This is a genomic window from Bacillus fungorum, assembly GCF_002746455.1.
In the GTDB taxonomy this organism is placed as follows: Bacteria; Bacillota; Bacilli; order Bacillales; family Bacillaceae_G; genus Bacillus_A; species Bacillus_A fungorum.
In genome coordinates this window covers 35,147-51,849 of sequence record NZ_NWUW01000021.1, presented here as the reverse complement: position 1 = coordinate 51,849, position 16,703 = coordinate 35,147, and the positions used below count along the sequence as shown (strand labels likewise).

Genomic DNA, 16,703 nt, shown 5'->3' with positions numbered 1-16,703 from the left:
TACACTAAGTTAATCATTTTGTACATTTGATAATAAAAATGTTTCACATGAAACTATTTATATTTTGTATTACCTTGCCTCTACGCAATGGGTGTAAAACTCTTTCTACTTACTACAAAATACAAAAGACGCCCTTTTCAAAAGGACGTCTTTTTACAGTTGAAAATTTACTAATAAATAAAATGAATTGTTTAATACATGAATTCCAATTGGAACGAGTAAATTGTTTGTTTTCTTATAGGTGTAGGCTAAACATATCCCTATACCAAAAATATATAAAATACTCCCTACTGTAAGGGGATGCCCTAAAGTAAATATGAAAGCACTTATAACAGCACTACTAAGTGTAGAGAAGCGCTGAGATAATTTCATAAAAAACATACCTCGAAATACAATTTCCTCCCAAATAGGCGCAAAAATTGTTAGCACAACTACGTATAGAATGATTTCACTTGAAGTAGGCTCTATTACTATATTAGATTCACCTACACGAAGCCCATGTGATAAAACTAAATTTAATACCGCAAGATATATAAGCAGTACGATCATCGTCATTATTATTGTTACATAATGTTTTGAGTTATTGAATTGTATTGATTTTAGTAAATGCACACAGTAATTTCTTGCCGGTGCATACATTACAATAATCATACAAAACGTGAAGGGTGAAATGAGATGATTTACATACCACGGATATAATGAGAAGTCATATAAAAAGTTCAAATAACCAATTCCATACATTACCCCAAAAATAATTACGATCATACCGATTACTTCTAGCATACTCATTTGTACATTCTTTTCTTTATATGTAACTAATTCCGTGTCCACTATATCCCCTCCAGTATAATCAAATCTTTTTAACCATTATATACCAAATAAAACATAAAAAAAGACAATACACCCAACTGTATTGTCCATTTTCTTCCCTACCATTTCTCTCTACACATCTCAATTAAGTGCAGCAAATACTTCTTCGTCATATCTGCCCTTCTCCATCTTGAGAGCATTCGCTTTTCTTTTGGATTCTCCCTTATTCTTACTACTTCTTTTAATAAAAGCTCCCATTCTTTCGCTGAACGTTCTAACAAGTATTGTAATCCTCTATCTTTTGAGACGATTGTTTTATTCTCTAACGTATATAAAATACGCCCCATCGTAACGACAGCTGATTCTACCCACTCTTCTATAAAAAATAAATAGGGCTGCTTCGCTTTTCCACTCCAGTACTGTTCTACGTTGTATTTCATCGTATTGACTACATCATCCCACCTTATTTGAAACGAAAGATCTTCAGCTTCTTTCCCGGTAACTGTAATACCTTGATTTTTCAATGTCCACCATGTCACCGCATTAATATCCCAATGACCAATATCCGCCTTACCATCTGCACAATACACGTACTCATTCATTTCATCATTGTATTTCCCTAGATCAGCAAGCGGAATATACATACCATCCATTCTTTTCCCTAACGTACTACCACTAAGTTTCTTATGAAGTTCTACAAGTTGCTGTTTTTCAGCTTCATTCACGGAATCACTTATTACCGTAATAAAATCAACATCGCTCGTTTCTGTATGAAATGCACCGAGTGCGATGGATCCGTAAATATATACCCCGACTATTGTTTCGTCTAAAAAAATTTCTTTTAATTCTACAGTGTACCGCTCCATTAACTGTTGTACTTCTGTTGGTAACGCATGCTTTACTCCATTTTTCACATCTATCCCTCCAATAAAAAAGAGCCTTTGCGAATTCGCAAAGACTTCTTGCTTTATAAATATTTCTCGATTTCTTCGTAAACATCCTTCAAACGAGGGTTTCCTTCTCCAACAATTTCTCCATTTACAAGAACGACTGGATAAAATAGATCTTCCTCTACTACACGCTCTGCGAATGCTTTTTTATCTTCATCTTCTTGTTCTTCTTGAAAATCAATATACTCGAAATTAAATTTATTTTCTTGTCCTTCATATTTACGACCAATCGCCGCTTGTAACCACTCGAACGTTTCTGTTGAAGATGGCATTCCAACGCAGCTCGCACAAATTACTTTCGTCCCATACACTTGAACATTAACCATTTCTTCTCCCCCGCTTCTTGTTTCAACAGCATATTCAGATGTCTTAGTACATAAGCACATCATTTTACAAACTTATTCCATACCCCTATACTGAAAAAACACGATACAATATTTCGACAATAAAACAAGAAGAGAAAAAATAGATTTTCCCCTCTATCTTGATTATAATAAAACTGATGAAAGGAGTCGATAAAAATGGAAAACCCACATATGCAAGAACAAGTATTAGAAGTATTAGATAAATTACGTCCATTCTTACTTCGCGATGGCGGAGACGTTGAATTAGTAGACATTGAAGAAGGTATCGTAAAACTACGCCTTATGGGTGCATGCGGAAGCTGCCCAAGTTCTACAATCACACTAAAAGCTGGTATCGAACGCGCATTACTTGAAGAAGTACCAGGCGTTATTGAAGTAGAACAAGTATTTTAATCTAAAAGCAGAAGCGGCTCGTTCAGAACAGGAGGTCATTGGAGCTCCTGACGAAGAGGCGCTTTTTGCCTCGGCGGAAGAAGCGAAGCCACCGAACATTTTAGCCGCTGGAGCTAGATATTAATCTAAAAGCGGAAGCGGTTCGTTCAGAATCGCTTCCTAAAAAGAGAACAAAATTGGTCCATAGCCATCAACTTTAAAAAAGTGCCTCCGATGCTAAAAGCATCGGAGACACTTTTTTTTACAATCGTTGAGTAAGATATTCTCTAAATCACCAATATCATGATATCCAAGATCACGAAGTACAAGGTCTCCATTCTGTAAGATCTTCATGCGTTCTTGCCCATACTTTGCGTCGTTACTCCTAGCGTGGTCTATCGTCATGCCTAGAAACTCTCCCGAAAGTAGCTCATACTCCAATTGAATTTTCACACCGGCTTCAGAACCGCCACCCCAAAGCCTTTATACATTTCGGCATGGGAAGAAAGGAATTGAAAGGATGTCGAATCTAAAATACGGATTCGTGTAAAGCGACTGGATAATGATGTGGCGGAACAAACGTTTTGCCGGAAGACATACAGAAATAACTTTTTAAGGAATGCCACAGTTCGCGCATTCCAACGTTTATTAAGCGCTTCGGCCGAGATACAAGTTCCTGTAGCTTCATTTAATTTTGTGCAGAGACTAACTAAAGACTCAGAACTGATTGTTTGACCCAAAAATACACAGAGTGATACAAGGTCTTGTGCCTGAAATTTTCGTTTTCGTTGAATCATATTCGTTTGATAGGCAAGTTCTTGTAGGTGAGGGATTGAAAAATTTTTTCGAAATTCTTCAACTAATGCGTTGTCATTTGTAGACATAAATTAAAACACCCTTTCATGCAGTACTGCATGAAAGGGTACCCTAATTTCGTTATTTTATTCATTTTCTTAAGTTGATGGCTATGGACCTCCATCGGTCTCTTTTTTATACTATTACGATAACCAATCTAATTTTCTAATCCCAAGCTTATCTACTGGTAAACGAAGTGAGCCATAAAAATGCTTCATAAATTGCTCAGAGCGGTTCACATCGTGTAAAATGTCTTCTAAGCGATCTCTATATATACTTTTTTGTTCTTCGTTTCCAGTTTGGTAATATCGTTCGACTGTTTCAAAATAGTGAAGCGGGAACAAAAGCCTTGCAAATAATAGGCGCCAACCAAATGAGGATAGCGAATAATTTCGTTCATAATCTGTAACAAATTGAACGATCGTTTGCTCCCAGTCTTTCTTTTTTTCTATCATCATATAGCGAATCCATTCTGCTATATCTCGAGTCGGGTGATCATACACCCAATCAAAAGGAAGTTTGAGACGCTTCGTTTGATGCCATAATAAAGGTGTGAATCGTTCTTGGCAAATTGTTGCTGCATCCGTTAGTTGCGGCGTATCATCCATTTCTGTATCAACAACATATTGAATTGCATTTTCTGCAACACCTAAGTAATACGGGAAGGATTCGATAAACAATTGATCGAATACGTCTGTAGGGTGGTTCATCACTTGTGATTGCCAAAACTTTTCTAACTGATCGAGCCTTTTTTCCCATAACGCTTTCCATTCACCAATGCGGCTTAATTGCTCAACTTCTTCTGGAAAGAATGCACCTCGTTTATGGAATATAGAAAGCTCACTTCCTAATGATATAGCATGTCGTTCTAACGCACGCATACCTTTTAATAAGCAGTAATTTTGTTCTTCTATCTCACTTACATAGTAGCCGTGTATAGTCGGAACGAAAGTCGCTACAGTTATATCCCCTTGCTGGTTCATATAGTCACTGAGCTTTTTCATCTCTACAAGTACTTCTTCCTCCATTTCTCCAATTGGAACAAGTACATAAATTTTGTTGCGAATCCAAAAGCTTTTATAGGGGCCAAGGGGGATTAATTCTTTAACATGCATGTGATAATGCTCATAAATATGATGAATCATCGCAGTCGCCACCTATGGTTTTTCTTTATATATATGAGCTTGTGCTCGCCTTTCATTCCTATGCACATGATAAAGCAACGAAACGTATACAAATACTAAAAAGAAAAAAAGGTGATAAACATGAAAGAATCAAATCAACTACAAGAAAGAGCATTACAACTATTACAAGAACGCGGTGTAACAATTGACGATATTGCCGAGCTTGTTCATTTTCTTCAAAAAAAATATCATCCAAATTTAGAGATGTCAGAATGCCGTTATAACGTTGAGCGTGTATTATCAAAACGTGAAGTACAAAACGCACTGATTACAGGTATCGAACTCGATGTTCTTGCTGAAAAAGGAATGTTAAGTGAGCCGTTACAAGATATCGTAAAACGTGATGAAGGCTTATACGGAATTGATGAAGTAATCGCACTTTCTATCGTTAACGTGTACGGCTCTATCGGTTTCACGAACTTTGGATATATCGATAAATTAAAACCTGGTATTTTAGAATACTTAAATGATAAATCGTCTGGAAAGGTGCATACATTCCTTGATGATATCGTTGGTGGAATTGCTGCCGCTGCTTCAAGTCGCTTAGCGCACCGAGCTGAGCACTCAGAATAATAATGTTTTCTAGACCGTCAGTTTCATGCTGACGGTCTTTCGTATTCCATAAGCATAAATTTTCTTCCGCGACTCAAAAAAATAGTCCCTTGCTTAAATCCGATATTTTTATATAACGTAATCGCTCTTATATTAAATGTCGCTACGCTTAATCGAAACAATTTCGAATTAAATTCCTTAGTAGCAAACGTTATCCCAGCTTGAAAAAATATTTCTCCCATGCCCTTCCCTGTTAAATCTGGCTTCATGCCAAGTCCGATATCAATTACATCTTCTCCACCATATAAATGAGCATCTCTTCCCCCTGGCACTTGTGCATTTTCCCCAAAACAAAAATAGCCGATAAACTCCCCATTATCGTCACAACAGCCATAATACGTCCCATCTAATAATTCTTCTATTACTTCTTCCTCGCCTGAAAAACTATACAAATTATAAGGTTCTTCGTACGTCCACGTATTTATCTCATTTGCTTCTTCTTCTGTTAACTTATGTATATCCACTTTCTCTTTCCCCCTATTATATTTCTATTAACAATATTCGATATTCATCTTATAATTCATCTTTCTCAATATATTTTTTAAATTTCTCGCTTCATTTTTATGGAAGATTTTTCTTATTATGTTACGATTAAACAGAATCATTACAAATAAGGTGGTGACAATTTGAATTACTTTTCTTATCTCTCCTCAGAAGAACGGCAAAATTTTTTCTATAAAGAACCTCTTAGTTTTTCAAAAAATATAGGGAAAGAACAACTAGCTTACGCACTAGGCGCTACACTATATACTCCTGGCACGAAGGAAACTATCGCGGAAGATATAATGAGAAAAAAACATGTGGAAGCTACCTCAATTATTCTTTGTCTAGAGGACGCTATCAGCGATGAGGAAGTAAAACTTGCAGAGCAAAACATCGTCGTTCAAATACAGCAAATCGCCAACTTAGTCAGTGCCAACATACTAAATCAAGCAGACATCCCACTTCTTTTTATTAGAGTTCGACAGCCAAGTCAAATGAAAACAATTGTTACTGAATTAGGTAGTGCGGTTCATTGCTTATGTGGTTTTGTCTTTCCCAAATTCACACCCGTTAATGGAAAGACTTATATCAATCAGCTTGCCTATATAAACGAGCTACATTCATTATCCCTTTATGGAATGCCGATTTTAGAATCACCAGAAATTATGTATAAAGAAACACGTGTAGAATCATTATTACAAATAAAAGATTTACTAGATTCCTATCCTGATCACATCTTAAATGTACGTATTGGCGCCACTGATTTTTCAAGTATATTTGGTATTCGGCGCAATAAATACACACCTATCTATCATATTACTGTTGTTCGTGATTGTATTTCCGACATTCTTAATATTTTCTCCAGAGCAACAAATGAATATGTTATTTCAGGATGTGTATGGGAATATTTTTCTAATGATTACGAAGAAGGGCTCATTCAAGAGGTATCACTTGACCATGCAAATGGATTAATCGGAAAGACAGTCATTCACCCATCTCATATTAAAGTTGTACAAGCAATGCACATTGTTACAATGGAAGATTATTTAGACGCAAGGTCAATTTTACAAAATGCAGATACGTATAACGGAGTGCTAAAAAGCAGTTTTGCTAACAAAATGAATGAAGTAAAGCCTCATTATAACTGGGCTCGCAAAACCATTTTAAAATCTAATATTTACGGGGTGCTACATGAAAACAAACAATTCACCGATCTCCTTATTACGAATGCAAAACAACACGTATAACGTTTTAAATAATATAAAAGTTCATATTGAAATACGTGATAATCCATATAACTTAGCGCTAGACAATCTTTTTCAAATGGCAGCGAGGATAAATAAGAAACGGAGTTTTTTATTTGTGAGCACAATTCTTGGAAAGCATCTTCCTGTCAAACCAGTAGTTGCTTTAGCAAGCGGACATGCTCTTGCTGCAAGATATATGGAAATATTGCATAATACTTTTCATCCATTTCAGAAAGAAGTTTCAAGTCTTATTTCTTCAGAATTTGATGACATTCCAGAAAAAATACTTCATTATCAATATCCTTTACAGGAAGAAGTTTTATTTATCGGCTTTGCTGAAACAGCAACTGCACTCGGTCACTCTATGTTTCAATGTTTCCAAAATGCAAAGTATGTTCATACAACTAGGGAATCGATACCCGAACTTAAATCTGTTATTACATTTGAAGAAGAACACTCCCATGCAACATCACACCTTTGTTATGTCGATAAGAGCTTTTTTCAAAACAACAATCCAATTGTTCTCGTAGATGATGAGATGACAACTGGGAAAACCGCACTAAATATTATTAGGTCCATTCAACAGCAATTTCCACGAGAAGAGTATACTATTGCTTCTTTATTAGACTGGCGTTCTAATACTAATAGAAGACAATTTAAACAATTAGAAGAAGAACTTCAAATTAAGATTCATGTTATTTCTTTATTAGAAGGCAGTATTCATACAACTGGCCAACCATTAAATATTGCAAAAACAGATATTCACATTGAAGAAACAAAACCTGATTTCAAAAAGCATACCCTTACCTGCCCAACATTACCCTATACATCAAATTATATAAAATATACTGGGCGATTTGGCATTTCAGCATATGAACAAAAGCACATTCATTCTTTTACTCAAGAAGCAGGAAAAATGTTACAAAGAAAAAGAATTGGAAAACGAACGCTCTGCCTCGGAACGGGTGAATTTATGTATATTCCAATGAAAATTGCTGCTGAAATGGGTGAAAATATTTTATATCAATCTACAACACGAAGCCCTATCCACCCTGTTTCAAATGATGTGAACTACGCCATTCATAATCATTTCTCATATCCAAGTCCCGAAGATTCTACTATTACAAATTACTTTTATAATATTTCACCTCATGATTACGATGAAGTATTTGTTTTTATGGAACGTGATTTAGGAGAAGAAGCCCTATCTCCTCTTCTACAGCAGTTACAAACAGTTATTCCCTTTATTCATATCGTCTCATTTTCAAATAGCATAGAAAAGGAAGGTTGATAATTATGGTAAAAGTAAATTCCCATATTAGTAGTTACGATCCAAATGATGCTATTTTTCTATTAAAAGATATTAGTGATTTAATGAAAGAAAGTTCCACAGAAACTAGAGAACAAGCTATTCAAGCTGGTACACATTATTCTGAAATGTTACCAATTGAATATAAACCATCTAAGGCATATATGGATTTATTCTTTTCTTCCCTGCAACAATACAAACACAAACTAGCCATTGCTGTTGGAGTTGTCGCCAAACAAATTATACAGACTAAAGGAACGAATCTTGTCCTCGTCTCATTAGCGCGGGCTGGTACACCTATTGGTATTCTTATAAAACGCTACATACGCTATCAATATAACCTTGATGTACCTCACTATTGTATTTCTATTATTCGCGGACGTGGTATCGATGAAAATGCACTCCATTATATTTTGGAACATCATCCTAAAGAAACAATTCAATTCATTGATGGGTGGACTGGAAAGGGTGCAATAAAAAGGGAATTGGAACATGCAGTACATACATTTAACGAGAGAAATAGTACACACCTTTCTCATTGTATGGCTGTACTTGCTGATCCTGGTTACTGTACTTCAATTTACGGTACACGTGAAGATTTTCTTATCCCTAGTGCTTGCTTAAATGCAACCGTCTCTGGACTAATTAGCCGCACTGTACTAAATGACACCTATATTGGCCCAAATGATTTTCATGGTGTTAAATATTATAAAGAGCTAGAACAAGAAGATTTATCAAACTTCTTCATCAATGAGGTAACAGATTTATTCCCTTCTGTTCATTCTCATATAGATCATCAATTACATTATATTGCTTCAACATACACCGATCCCTCTTGGCAAGGATTAAAAGATATACATTCTATCCAAACTCACTTTGAAATTGACGATATTAACTTAATTAAACCAGGAGTCGGTGAAACAACTCGCGTATTACTTCGGAGAATACCGTGGAAAATTTTAATACGCAAGCAAAACAATCCCGATTTAAAGCATATTTTACTTCTTGCTAAAGAAAAGAATGTCCCTATTGAAATATATGAAAATATGGCTTATTCATGTTGCGGGCTCATTAAACCTCTTAGAGAGGAAACGCTATGATTTTCGCCAGTGATCTTGATCAAACGCTTATTTATTCCCGAAAATCATCTCGTGCTCATATAGAAGATGAATTAATTCAGCTCATTGAAACTTTAGACGGAAAAGAAATTTCTTTCATAACACATAAAACCATTTCACTACTAAAAAAATTGCAACTGCACTCATATTTTATCCCAGTTACAACAAGAACGATTGAACAATTTGAACGTATTGCTTTATTCCAAAATGAAATCATTCCTGAATATGCCATTACAAGTAACGGCGGTAATATCCTTCATAATGGCAAGCAAGATGTTACTTGGAACAAAGAAATAAAAAAAAGACTTTCAGTAGAATGTATAGAGAGAAACGATATACTAAAGGAATTTGAACAAATCGCTCATAAAAATTGGGTTATATCACAAAAAACAGCTGATGATTTATTCCACTATTGCATCATTAAACGAGAGAACATTCCTTATGACGAATTAACATCCTTCATTTCTTGGTTAGACAAACAAGGCTGGGCTCATTCACTTCAAGGTAGAAAATTATATTTTGTACCGAAGCCTATTAACAAATGGGATGCTGTGCAATATATAAAAGAAGTGCTACAAATAGATACTATTATTACAGCTGGGGATTCTTTACTTGATTTATGCATGCTTGAAAAAGCTAACTATGCCTTTGCACCACTTCACGGTGAATTAGGGGCAACATATAATCACTTACAGCCCCACATTGTAAAAACAGATGCAATCGGCATATATGCCGCAGAAGAAATCGTAAGTAAATCACTTCAAATTATTCACAGTTCATTACCTACCTCATAATCGAAATATGCATAATTACATACACACACCTATGAAACAAATGGTACAATTTACTTAAATCGCTGTTGCTACACTTCTTGATCAAAGAAAAGGCGTTAAAACGGATATTAGCGCCTTATCAAACTCAAGCAATTGGTACATTTTGTCATCATGAAAGACACTCAAAAGAGTGTCTTTTTTTATATCTCACAAGGACTTACTCATTTCAAAATATAAACACATAAAATAATGTAACTCTTTACATGCATGAATCCTTTTCTCAAAGTTTTGAAGTAGACTCAAAATAAAAAAGCACTCTTGGCTAGAGTACTTTTTACTTTCAAATAGGGAGGTTACATTTATGGATAGTACTCTCGTATTTAACTTCGGCATTGGTATTGTCATCATTTTATTTGTCTTCTTTGTACTTTGTATGAGCGGGGTATAAAAAGGCGATTTTCGAGCGTCTTTTTATACATACATATCTATTATTTGACTCTCGCAACAAAAGTAACCATTAAAGACCTGTACTTTTTTATTATGATTTGCTTATTTTCCAGTCTTCGTCGTTTTTCTCTAATTTAATTACTATCACTTTTAAATACTCTTGAACATCATCTATGTCTGTTTGTGTAGCCAAAATAAATCTATGAAAAAGTATATGGAAGGACCACATTTTGTATAAAAGCATGCCTTAAGTTGATAGGTGTGTGGCGCTATCCTATAAAGGAATTGCCTATTCAAATAAATTTAAACTCAATGTTTTATAAACTTTAAAAAGAAATATTTTATTTATTTTAGCAAAATACATTTTGAATTATTATAAATAAAAATTATAATTTAAAAAAGTTTTGAGTTTGTATCTAAGTTAGGAAGATAATCTAGAAAATATGTACCGACTAGCAGTATAATAAATTAATATCTATTTATATTGATATTAAATATGAGGTGCTTTGCAACAGATGATGTACAAAGCAAAAAGGAGTAATAGTTATGTTGGTTAGTACAGAGGAGAAGTTAATAAATTTAAAAAGAAATATTAATTTTATAAATACATTTGAATTATTTGAAAATCTAATGAATAAAGTTGAGAATGAAGGAGACATTTTTCAGATTATCAATATAATGACTGATTTTATAGTTAAAAATAAAATACACCTAAATAGTGAAGAATTTAATAATTTGGCAATATCTATAGATGGTTTTATTAATCATTGCAATAATTATGAATTCTCAAATATTAAAATGAGAGAACTATATCAAGATATTCAAATTCAATTTAAGAATCTACATACCTATTTAATTAATAAAGTAAAAACCACGGTGTATTTATTTAGTTCAGATCACCTTAATCTAAGTAAACGAATATTAAATAAAGAATATTTAAATTTTGAAAAGTTAGGTACTAATATTAATGATAGCGTAATGGGAACTGTGAGAAACGAAATCACCCTTTTAATTATTGATAAGAAGTATTACGATGAATTCTATAATGAAATTCAAAACAGAGGGTTTGATAAAGTTATTATTTATGAAGATATTATAACTGAGTTATATACAGCTGCAATTAATCAGTATTACAGAAATTATGACTATAATTTCTTAAATAATACGCTTAAAGTTTGTAAAGAAGATAAAGATATCAATACATTAATAGTAGGTTTATCTTATTCCCTATTTGGTGTAGAAGTTGATTTACTAAAAGAGAAATCAATAAATTTATCTTTGGCTTCTCAAGATATATATTACTCATTAAAGATTATAGAAGATGTAATTAATGAAAATAAATCTGTTAAAAATTGTATAATAGGCACTGCTTACTACAGTTTTCATTTTGATTTATCTAGAGGTAGCGAAGCATATAGAATTACAGATGTATACTATCCTTTATTCAAAGATACACATTATTATCAAATTCCTTATGAGCAAAATAATGATGATAAACAAAATTCATTTGAAAATTTTGTGTCTGACGAAATAAAAACCATTTTTGATGTAAATGGTTTAGAAAAAGAAATGATGGATATCTATTATAGTAAAGTGGGTCTATCTTATTTTAATAGTGATAAGAGTAGAAAAAGTGGTAGTTTAATTGGGAATACTAGTTTAGGTGATTTATCTGAACAGCAAAAAATAGCTTTAGGCACTGACAGAGCTATTTCTCATAACAAAGTATTGAAGTATGAAGAAACGCTTAAAGAGAATGTGCAAATTTTTGCTCAGACATTTAAATTCTTAAATGAAAATGGGGTTAAGCCAATAATTGTTGTGTTCCCTACTACGAGCTATTATAAAGAAAATCTTAGCCCAAAATATAAAGAAATATTTTATGATAAAATGAAATACTTAAAAGAAAATTTCGAATTCGAAATCATTGATTTATTTGATTCGAATATTTTTAATGAAAATGATTGCCTAGACTTAGATCATTTAGATAAAGAAGGCGCAATAAAAGTTACAAACATTTTAAATGAAAGACTATTTAAAAACAAATAAATACTTTGAGCTTATAAAGTTTTAATTATAATGAAGATATATGGAAGAGAGCGTCTAATTTCCTTGTTGGTTTTCTTTTACTGCCCTTACTTTTAAATCTGGACAGTAGCTAATCAAACGTTCCGACACCTTTAATACATTTTTATTTTTCTCTAGCTGTTTCATTTGAATTTCGTTAAAAATAATTTTAATCATTCTCCGTACCTCATTTCTATCGTTGATTCCATTATAACGAGATTTTTTGATAAAAATACACAAAACCCCCGAATCATGGACTTTTTTAGTGTCCACGATTCGGGGTACAATTCACTCATAACAACCGGAGTTTTTTTATTTCATCATTAATTTCGGAATATATCTTTGAAGAATGCTTTCTAATTCATTCATATCTTCCTGTCTAATAAGTAAATTCACATTGTCATTCATTTTTTCTCGCCCGCGATATAAAAATATATTTTCTTTTGGATTTGCCCATGTTGATGTTTTATAGCCTTTTAATTCTTTATATGAATAAAAGTTTAATCCGTCTACTACACCTTTTTCATATATTTGTACACTTTTAATAAGATGGATGGCTATTAAAGTCATAAAACAACTTGCTACAGCATGAATACCTAGCTGAATGAGAAACTGTTCAACTGTATCAATATCGCCACTCACGTACCGAGCATATATATACATACATTGTCCAATGAAATACGCTGGTCCAAGTAACGCAATCCAACGTCTTTTCACCCGAGGATACATTGCAATGAGTTTTCCTGCGCTTTTTTTCATTTCATTTATTTTATATATCTTCCATAGAACAAAGAACAAAACACATAATGTAAAAACAAACATAATACATGACATCCAATACATTCTTATTCTCTCCCCCTTACATCATTACATTTAAATTTTACATTTTATATACTTATAGTACATATGCAATTATGCATAAAAAAATAGGTAACCTCTTCCGGTTACCTATTTTTCATTACATCTTCTCAATCCACTCCGTCAAGTTATGCACAACTTGCGTTGGTTGTACTTCATATTCTGTTAACTTCTCCACAGTTGTGACTCCAGTGTGGACAAGAAGAGTATGCATACCAGCATTTACTCCCGCTAGAATGTCTGTATCGTAGTTATCCCCAACCATTAATGCTTCATCTTTTCCTATACCAAGCACTTTTAAAGCTTGTTCCATAATGATTGATTCTGGTTTTCCGATAAAGATTGGATCCACACCTGTTGATACTGCTACAACTGATGTTAATGAACCGTTACCTGGTAATAACCCACGCTCAGTTGGAATGGCAATATCTCCATTTGTAGAAATAAACGTTGCGCCGTTACGCACAGCAAGACAAGCTTTTGCTAATTTTTCATATGTGATATCACGATCTAAACCGACAACAACGAAATCAGGATTTTCATCCACAAGTTCAAATCCTTTTTCCACAAGCGCATCATGTAAGCCTTCTTCACCAATCATATATACAGTTGCGTCTTGTTTACGTTCATAAATGAAGTTCGCTGTTGCCATACTCGTTGTGAATACTTGCTCTGCTTTCGCTGGAATATCGAAACGAACAAGTTTTTCTGCCACCTGTTCTGGTTTACGTGTTGAATTATTCGTAACGAATAAATATGGAATGCCGCGCTCTCCTAATGCTTTTACGAAGTCGCTCGCTTCTTCAATTTGTTCTTCTCCCCGATACATTGTACCGTCTAAGTCAATTAAGTAGCCTTTATACATCGATTATGTCTCTCCTTCTATGCTAACGTTCTCACCTTATCATACCACTCTTATATTACCCGCTTTTTCCAAAGAAAAAAACGCTTTACCTTAAAGCGCCCCATAACGTTCATTTTTTCTCTTTTATTTGGTAAGAACAACTACAATCGCCCTCGCACATGTTTGCTAGCGTTTTCACATCTGCGTTCGCAAATAAACGCTTATACATCTCTTTTTCATCTTCACACACTTGCGGGAATCTCTCAGCGATTTCCTTTAACGGACAGTTTTGTTTTTCAATTACGAAAGAGTTCTCCCCATCTCTCTTAATTTGAACCATATAACCATTTTTCTCTTGCATAGCTGCTATTTCTTGCACTTTATATGCTAAATTCTTTTGATTACTCACTCGCTTTTGCAACTGTTCTTCCATTCGCTTCGTTCTCTCTTTTAAAACGTGGCGAAGTATTTTTTCGTCGCCCATTCGAGCTAAATCTTCTAGCATATCAATCGCAAATTGCTTATACTCTTTCGGGAATGTATCTTCTCCCTTTTCGCTTAATCCATACAAATAAGTTGGTCTTCCGACATGTTGCCTTACCATCTTGGAATAAATGAAACCATCTTTCTCAAGATTACTTAAATGTCTTCGGATCGCCATTTCTGTAATCTCTAAAATATCAGCTAGTTCCGCTACCGTGTGCTCTCCCTTTACTTTCAACAATTGTACAATTTCATCTTTCGTCGTACGTGCTTCCCCCATGCTTCATCCTTCTCCCTTTTCTTTCTCACATACAATATAAGATCCCCAAAAGGTAGTCCTGGGGATCTTATAAGCATAATTATTCTGGTACAAATGCAGATACAGGTCCTAATTCCTTCTCTAAGTAACTACGAATATTTGCTGGGTATTTTTCTACCACTGCAATATGTTTTTGAATCGTCTTATATAATTCATGATGATTCATTTGAATATAATCTTGCGTAAGCATTTTTCGAAGAAGGATAATTTCTTTCATCCCTTTTCCATCTTCTTCACTTATCACTCGCTCGTCCATTAAAATATCAATAATATCTTCATAGCTTCCTGGATCGCGCATAATAAATCCATCGATCATCGCATTCCCTACATCTAATACACAATCAATCATTAGATGAGCTATACGTTCTAATGCGTAAAATTCAAACTCGGTTTCATATATCTTTTTCTCTTGAAATGTACTTGTTGCTCGTTCTAAACATACTAGCATTTGTTCTATTTTCTTTCTGTCTACAAAATACATGAATGTCACCTACCTGGAAATTAAAGCATTTACATTTTAATTGTAACGCTTTCTTCTGAAAAAATCGACAATTTTTCGAATTCACCTTTTCTCCGTTATTTGTTATAGTTATATTTGTATGATTTTTGAAATTGGAGGAATGGAACCTTGGAACGTGAACTCGCACTAGAAATTGTCCGTGTAACAGAAGCAGCAGCATTAGCATCCGCACAGTGGATGGGCCGCGGAAAGAAGAATGAAGCAGATGATGCAGCAACTACAGCAATGCGTGATATGTTTGATTCAGTAAACATGGCAGGTACAGTTGTAATCGGTGAAGGAGAACTTGATGAAGCACCAATGTTGTATATTGGTGAAGAACTAGGAACAGGTAACGGTCCAGAAGTAGATATCGCCGTTGACCCATTAGAAGGTACAAACATCGTTGCAAAAGGTCTTGCAAATGCAATGGCAGTTATCGCAATCGCAGATAAAGGAAACCTTCTTCATGCTCCTGATATGTACATGGAAAAAATCGCGGTTGGTCCAAAAGCAGCTGGTAAAATTAGCTTAGATGATCCAATTGAAAAAACAATTGAAATTGTAGCGGAAGCTAACAATAAAAAGATTCGCGATCTAACAGTTATCGTTCAAGAACGTGAACGTCATCAAGATATTATTGACCGTGTTCGTGCAAAAGGTGCACGTGTAAAATTATTTGGTGATGGTGATGTTGGTGCGTCAATCGCAACAGCACTACCTGGAACTGGTATTGATTTATTCGTAGGTATTGGCGGAGCTCCAGAAGGCGTTATTTCTGCAGCAGCATTAAAATGCCTTGAAGGTGAAATGCAAGCTCGCTTAGTTCCAATGAACGAAGAAGAAGAAGCACGTTGTCGTGAAATGGGATTAGAAGACCCTCGTCAACTTCTTATGTTAGACGATTTAGTATCTGGTGATGATGCAATCTTCTCAGCAACTGGTGTATCTGCTGGTGAGTTATTAGACGGCGTGAAATTCCTAGGCGGAGATTTAGCTGAAACATACTCTATCGTAATGCGTTACAAAACAAGAACGGTACGATTCATTAAAACGCATCACCATTTAGATCATAAGCCACACTTAAACTTAGATATTTAATAAAAGG

Annotated in this window: 20 protein-coding genes; 8 read left to right on the top strand and 12 right to left on the bottom strand. The window is 34.3% G+C overall.

Annotated features, from left to right (window positions below):
- Positions 1–153: 153 nt before the first annotated feature.
- The 3 genes from CO726_RS23005 to CO726_RS22995 form a co-directional block, all read right to left on the bottom strand.
- Positions 154–831: a CPBP family intramembrane glutamic endopeptidase gene (locus CO726_RS23005; protein ID WP_099685806.1), complete on the bottom strand. Its 678-nt coding sequence runs from the start codon at positions 829–831 to the stop codon at positions 154–156.
- A gap of 98 nt (positions 832–929) precedes the next feature.
- Positions 930–1,724 carry a nucleotidyltransferase domain-containing protein gene (locus CO726_RS23000; RefSeq protein ID WP_099685805.1) on the bottom strand — a complete coding sequence of 265 codons (795 nt, stop codon included), beginning with the start codon at positions 1,722–1,724 and terminating at the stop codon, positions 930–932.
- 53 nt (positions 1,725–1,777) lie between these two features.
- Entirely contained in the window at positions 1,778–2,086 is a 309-nt protein-coding gene (locus tag CO726_RS22995; RefSeq protein ID WP_000248590.1) for a YuzD family protein, read from the bottom strand.
- Between the two features lie 195 nt (positions 2,087–2,281).
- On the opposite strand from CO726_RS22995, the gene CO726_RS22990 reads away from it, so the two are divergent.
- Positions 2,282–2,518 (top strand): NifU family protein, encoded by a 237-nt coding sequence (locus tag CO726_RS22990; protein ID WP_000431159.1) that lies wholly within the window; start codon positions 2,282–2,284, stop codon positions 2,516–2,518.
- A gap of 216 nt (positions 2,519–2,734) precedes the next feature.
- Here CO726_RS22990 and CO726_RS32570 read toward each other — a convergent pair whose 3' ends face one another.
- From CO726_RS32570 to yutH, 3 genes are all read right to left on the bottom strand, one after another.
- Positions 2,735–2,950, bottom strand: a complete 216-nt coding sequence (locus tag CO726_RS32570) for a transposase (protein ID WP_245916720.1) — start codon at positions 2,948–2,950, stop codon at positions 2,735–2,737.
- Entirely contained in the window at positions 2,947–3,381 is a 435-nt protein-coding gene (locus CO726_RS22985; protein ID WP_245916718.1) for a hypothetical protein, read from the bottom strand. The genes CO726_RS32570 and CO726_RS22985 overlap by 4 nt, the downstream gene beginning before the upstream one ends.
- Before the next feature lie 114 nt (positions 3,382–3,495).
- The gene (yutH, locus tag CO726_RS22980) at positions 3,496–4,497 is read right to left on the bottom strand and encodes a spore coat putative kinase YutH (protein ID WP_099685804.1); all 1,002 of its coding nucleotides are present in this window, start codon (positions 4,495–4,497) and stop codon (positions 3,496–3,498) included.
- A 120-nt stretch (positions 4,498–4,617) separates the two neighbouring features.
- Here yutH and CO726_RS22975 point away from each other — a divergent pair, with 120 nt between their 5' ends.
- Positions 4,618–5,109, top strand: a complete 492-nt coding sequence (locus tag CO726_RS22975) for a phosphatidylglycerophosphatase A family protein (RefSeq protein WP_087959426.1) — start codon at positions 4,618–4,620, stop codon at positions 5,107–5,109.
- A gap of 23 nt (positions 5,110–5,132) precedes the next feature.
- Here the strand turns inward: CO726_RS22975 and CO726_RS22970 are convergent, their stop codons facing one another.
- A complete protein-coding gene (locus tag CO726_RS22970; protein WP_099685803.1) occupies positions 5,133–5,612 on the bottom strand; it encodes a GNAT family N-acetyltransferase in 480 nt (159 codons plus the stop codon).
- Positions 5,613–5,774: 162 nt separating this feature from the next.
- Between CO726_RS22970 and CO726_RS22965 the strand changes: the two genes are divergently transcribed.
- From CO726_RS22965 to CO726_RS22945, 5 genes are all read left to right on the top strand, one after another.
- Entirely contained in the window at positions 5,775–6,878 is a 1,104-nt protein-coding gene (locus tag CO726_RS22965; RefSeq protein ID WP_099685802.1) for an HpcH/HpaI aldolase/citrate lyase family protein, read from the top strand.
- A complete protein-coding gene (locus tag CO726_RS22960) occupies positions 6,823–8,169 on the top strand; it encodes a phosphoribosyltransferase family protein (RefSeq protein WP_099685801.1) in 1,347 nt (448 codons plus the stop codon). The genes CO726_RS22965 and CO726_RS22960 overlap by 56 nt, the downstream gene beginning before the upstream one ends.
- 5 nt (positions 8,170–8,174) lie before the next feature.
- Entirely contained in the window at positions 8,175–9,287 is a 1,113-nt protein-coding gene (locus CO726_RS22955) for a cysteine protease StiP family protein (RefSeq protein WP_099685800.1), read from the top strand.
- The gene (locus CO726_RS22950; RefSeq protein ID WP_099685799.1) at positions 9,284–10,099 is read left to right on the top strand and encodes an HAD family hydrolase; all 816 of its coding nucleotides are present in this window, start codon (positions 9,284–9,286) and stop codon (positions 10,097–10,099) included. The genes CO726_RS22955 and CO726_RS22950 overlap by 4 nt, the downstream gene beginning before the upstream one ends.
- 972 nt (positions 10,100–11,071) lie before the next feature.
- Positions 11,072–12,574: a hypothetical protein gene (locus CO726_RS22945; protein ID WP_099685798.1), complete on the top strand. Its 1,503-nt coding sequence runs from the start codon at positions 11,072–11,074 to the stop codon at positions 12,572–12,574.
- A 54-nt stretch (positions 12,575–12,628) separates the two neighbouring features.
- Here the strand turns inward: CO726_RS22945 and CO726_RS31890 are convergent, their stop codons facing one another.
- The 5 genes from CO726_RS31890 to CO726_RS22925 form a co-directional block, all read right to left on the bottom strand.
- A complete protein-coding gene (locus CO726_RS31890) occupies positions 12,629–12,769 on the bottom strand; it encodes a hypothetical protein (RefSeq protein ID WP_169513064.1) in 141 nt (46 codons plus the stop codon).
- 135 nt (positions 12,770–12,904) lie between these two features.
- Complete coding sequence (locus CO726_RS22940; protein WP_099685797.1) at positions 12,905–13,435, bottom strand: iron ABC transporter substrate-binding protein; 531 nt, start codon at positions 13,433–13,435, stop codon at positions 12,905–12,907.
- A gap of 115 nt (positions 13,436–13,550) precedes the next feature.
- Positions 13,551–14,315, bottom strand: a complete 765-nt coding sequence (locus tag CO726_RS22935; RefSeq protein WP_000276470.1) for a TIGR01457 family HAD-type hydrolase — start codon at positions 14,313–14,315, stop codon at positions 13,551–13,553.
- A gap of 109 nt (positions 14,316–14,424) precedes the next feature.
- Positions 14,425–15,057, bottom strand: a complete 633-nt coding sequence (locus tag CO726_RS22930; RefSeq protein ID WP_099685796.1) for a helix-turn-helix transcriptional regulator — start codon at positions 15,055–15,057, stop codon at positions 14,425–14,427.
- Between the two features lie 79 nt (positions 15,058–15,136).
- Positions 15,137–15,577: a DUF86 domain-containing protein gene (locus tag CO726_RS22925; RefSeq protein ID WP_099685795.1), complete on the bottom strand. Its 441-nt coding sequence runs from the start codon at positions 15,575–15,577 to the stop codon at positions 15,137–15,139.
- 147 nt (positions 15,578–15,724) lie between these two features.
- Here CO726_RS22925 and glpX point away from each other — a divergent pair, with 147 nt between their 5' ends.
- Positions 15,725–16,696 carry a class II fructose-bisphosphatase gene (glpX, locus tag CO726_RS22920; protein ID WP_000439090.1) on the top strand — a complete coding sequence of 324 codons (972 nt, stop codon included), beginning with the start codon at positions 15,725–15,727 and terminating at the stop codon, positions 16,694–16,696.
- Positions 16,697–16,703: the final 7 nt, after the last annotated feature.

Bases quoted from the DNA above. Each gene is read 5' to 3' on its own strand.
- CO726_RS22935 (WP_000276470.1), bottom strand. From the start codon at position 14,315: ATGTATAAAGGCTACTTAATTGACTTAGACGGTACAATGTATCGGGGA.
- CO726_RS22930 (WP_099685796.1), bottom strand. From the start codon at position 15,057: ATGGGGGAAGCACGTACGACGAAAGATGAAATTGTACAATTGTTGAAA.
- CO726_RS22960 (WP_099685801.1), top strand. From the start codon at position 6,823: ATGAAAACAAACAATTCACCGATCTCCTTATTACGAATGCAAAACAAC.
- CO726_RS22950 (WP_099685799.1), top strand. From the start codon at position 9,284: ATGATTTTCGCCAGTGATCTTGATCAAACGCTTATTTATTCCCGAAAA.
- CO726_RS22990 (WP_000431159.1), top strand. From the start codon at position 2,282: ATGGAAAACCCACATATGCAAGAACAAGTATTAGAAGTATTAGATAAA.
- CO726_RS22995 (WP_000248590.1), bottom strand. From the start codon at position 2,086: ATGGTTAATGTTCAAGTGTATGGGACGAAAGTAATTTGTGCGAGCTGC.
- CO726_RS22945 (WP_099685798.1), top strand. From the start codon at position 11,072: ATGTTGGTTAGTACAGAGGAGAAGTTAATAAATTTAAAAAGAAATATT.
- CO726_RS22985 (WP_245916718.1), bottom strand. From the start codon at position 3,381: ATGTCTACAAATGACAACGCATTAGTTGAAGAATTTCGAAAAAATTTT.
- CO726_RS22975 (WP_087959426.1), top strand. From the start codon at position 4,618: ATGAAAGAATCAAATCAACTACAAGAAAGAGCATTACAACTATTACAA.
- CO726_RS22925 (WP_099685795.1), bottom strand. From the start codon at position 15,577: ATGTATTTTGTAGACAGAAAGAAAATAGAACAAATGCTAGTATGTTTA.
- CO726_RS22940 (WP_099685797.1), bottom strand. From the start codon at position 13,435: ATGTATTGGATGTCATGTATTATGTTTGTTTTTACATTATGTGTTTTG.
- CO726_RS31890 (WP_169513064.1), bottom strand. From the start codon at position 12,769: ATGATTAAAATTATTTTTAACGAAATTCAAATGAAACAGCTAGAGAAA.
- CO726_RS22955 (WP_099685800.1), top strand. From the start codon at position 8,175: ATGGTAAAAGTAAATTCCCATATTAGTAGTTACGATCCAAATGATGCT.
- yutH (WP_099685804.1), bottom strand. From the start codon at position 4,497: ATGATTCATCATATTTATGAGCATTATCACATGCATGTTAAAGAATTA.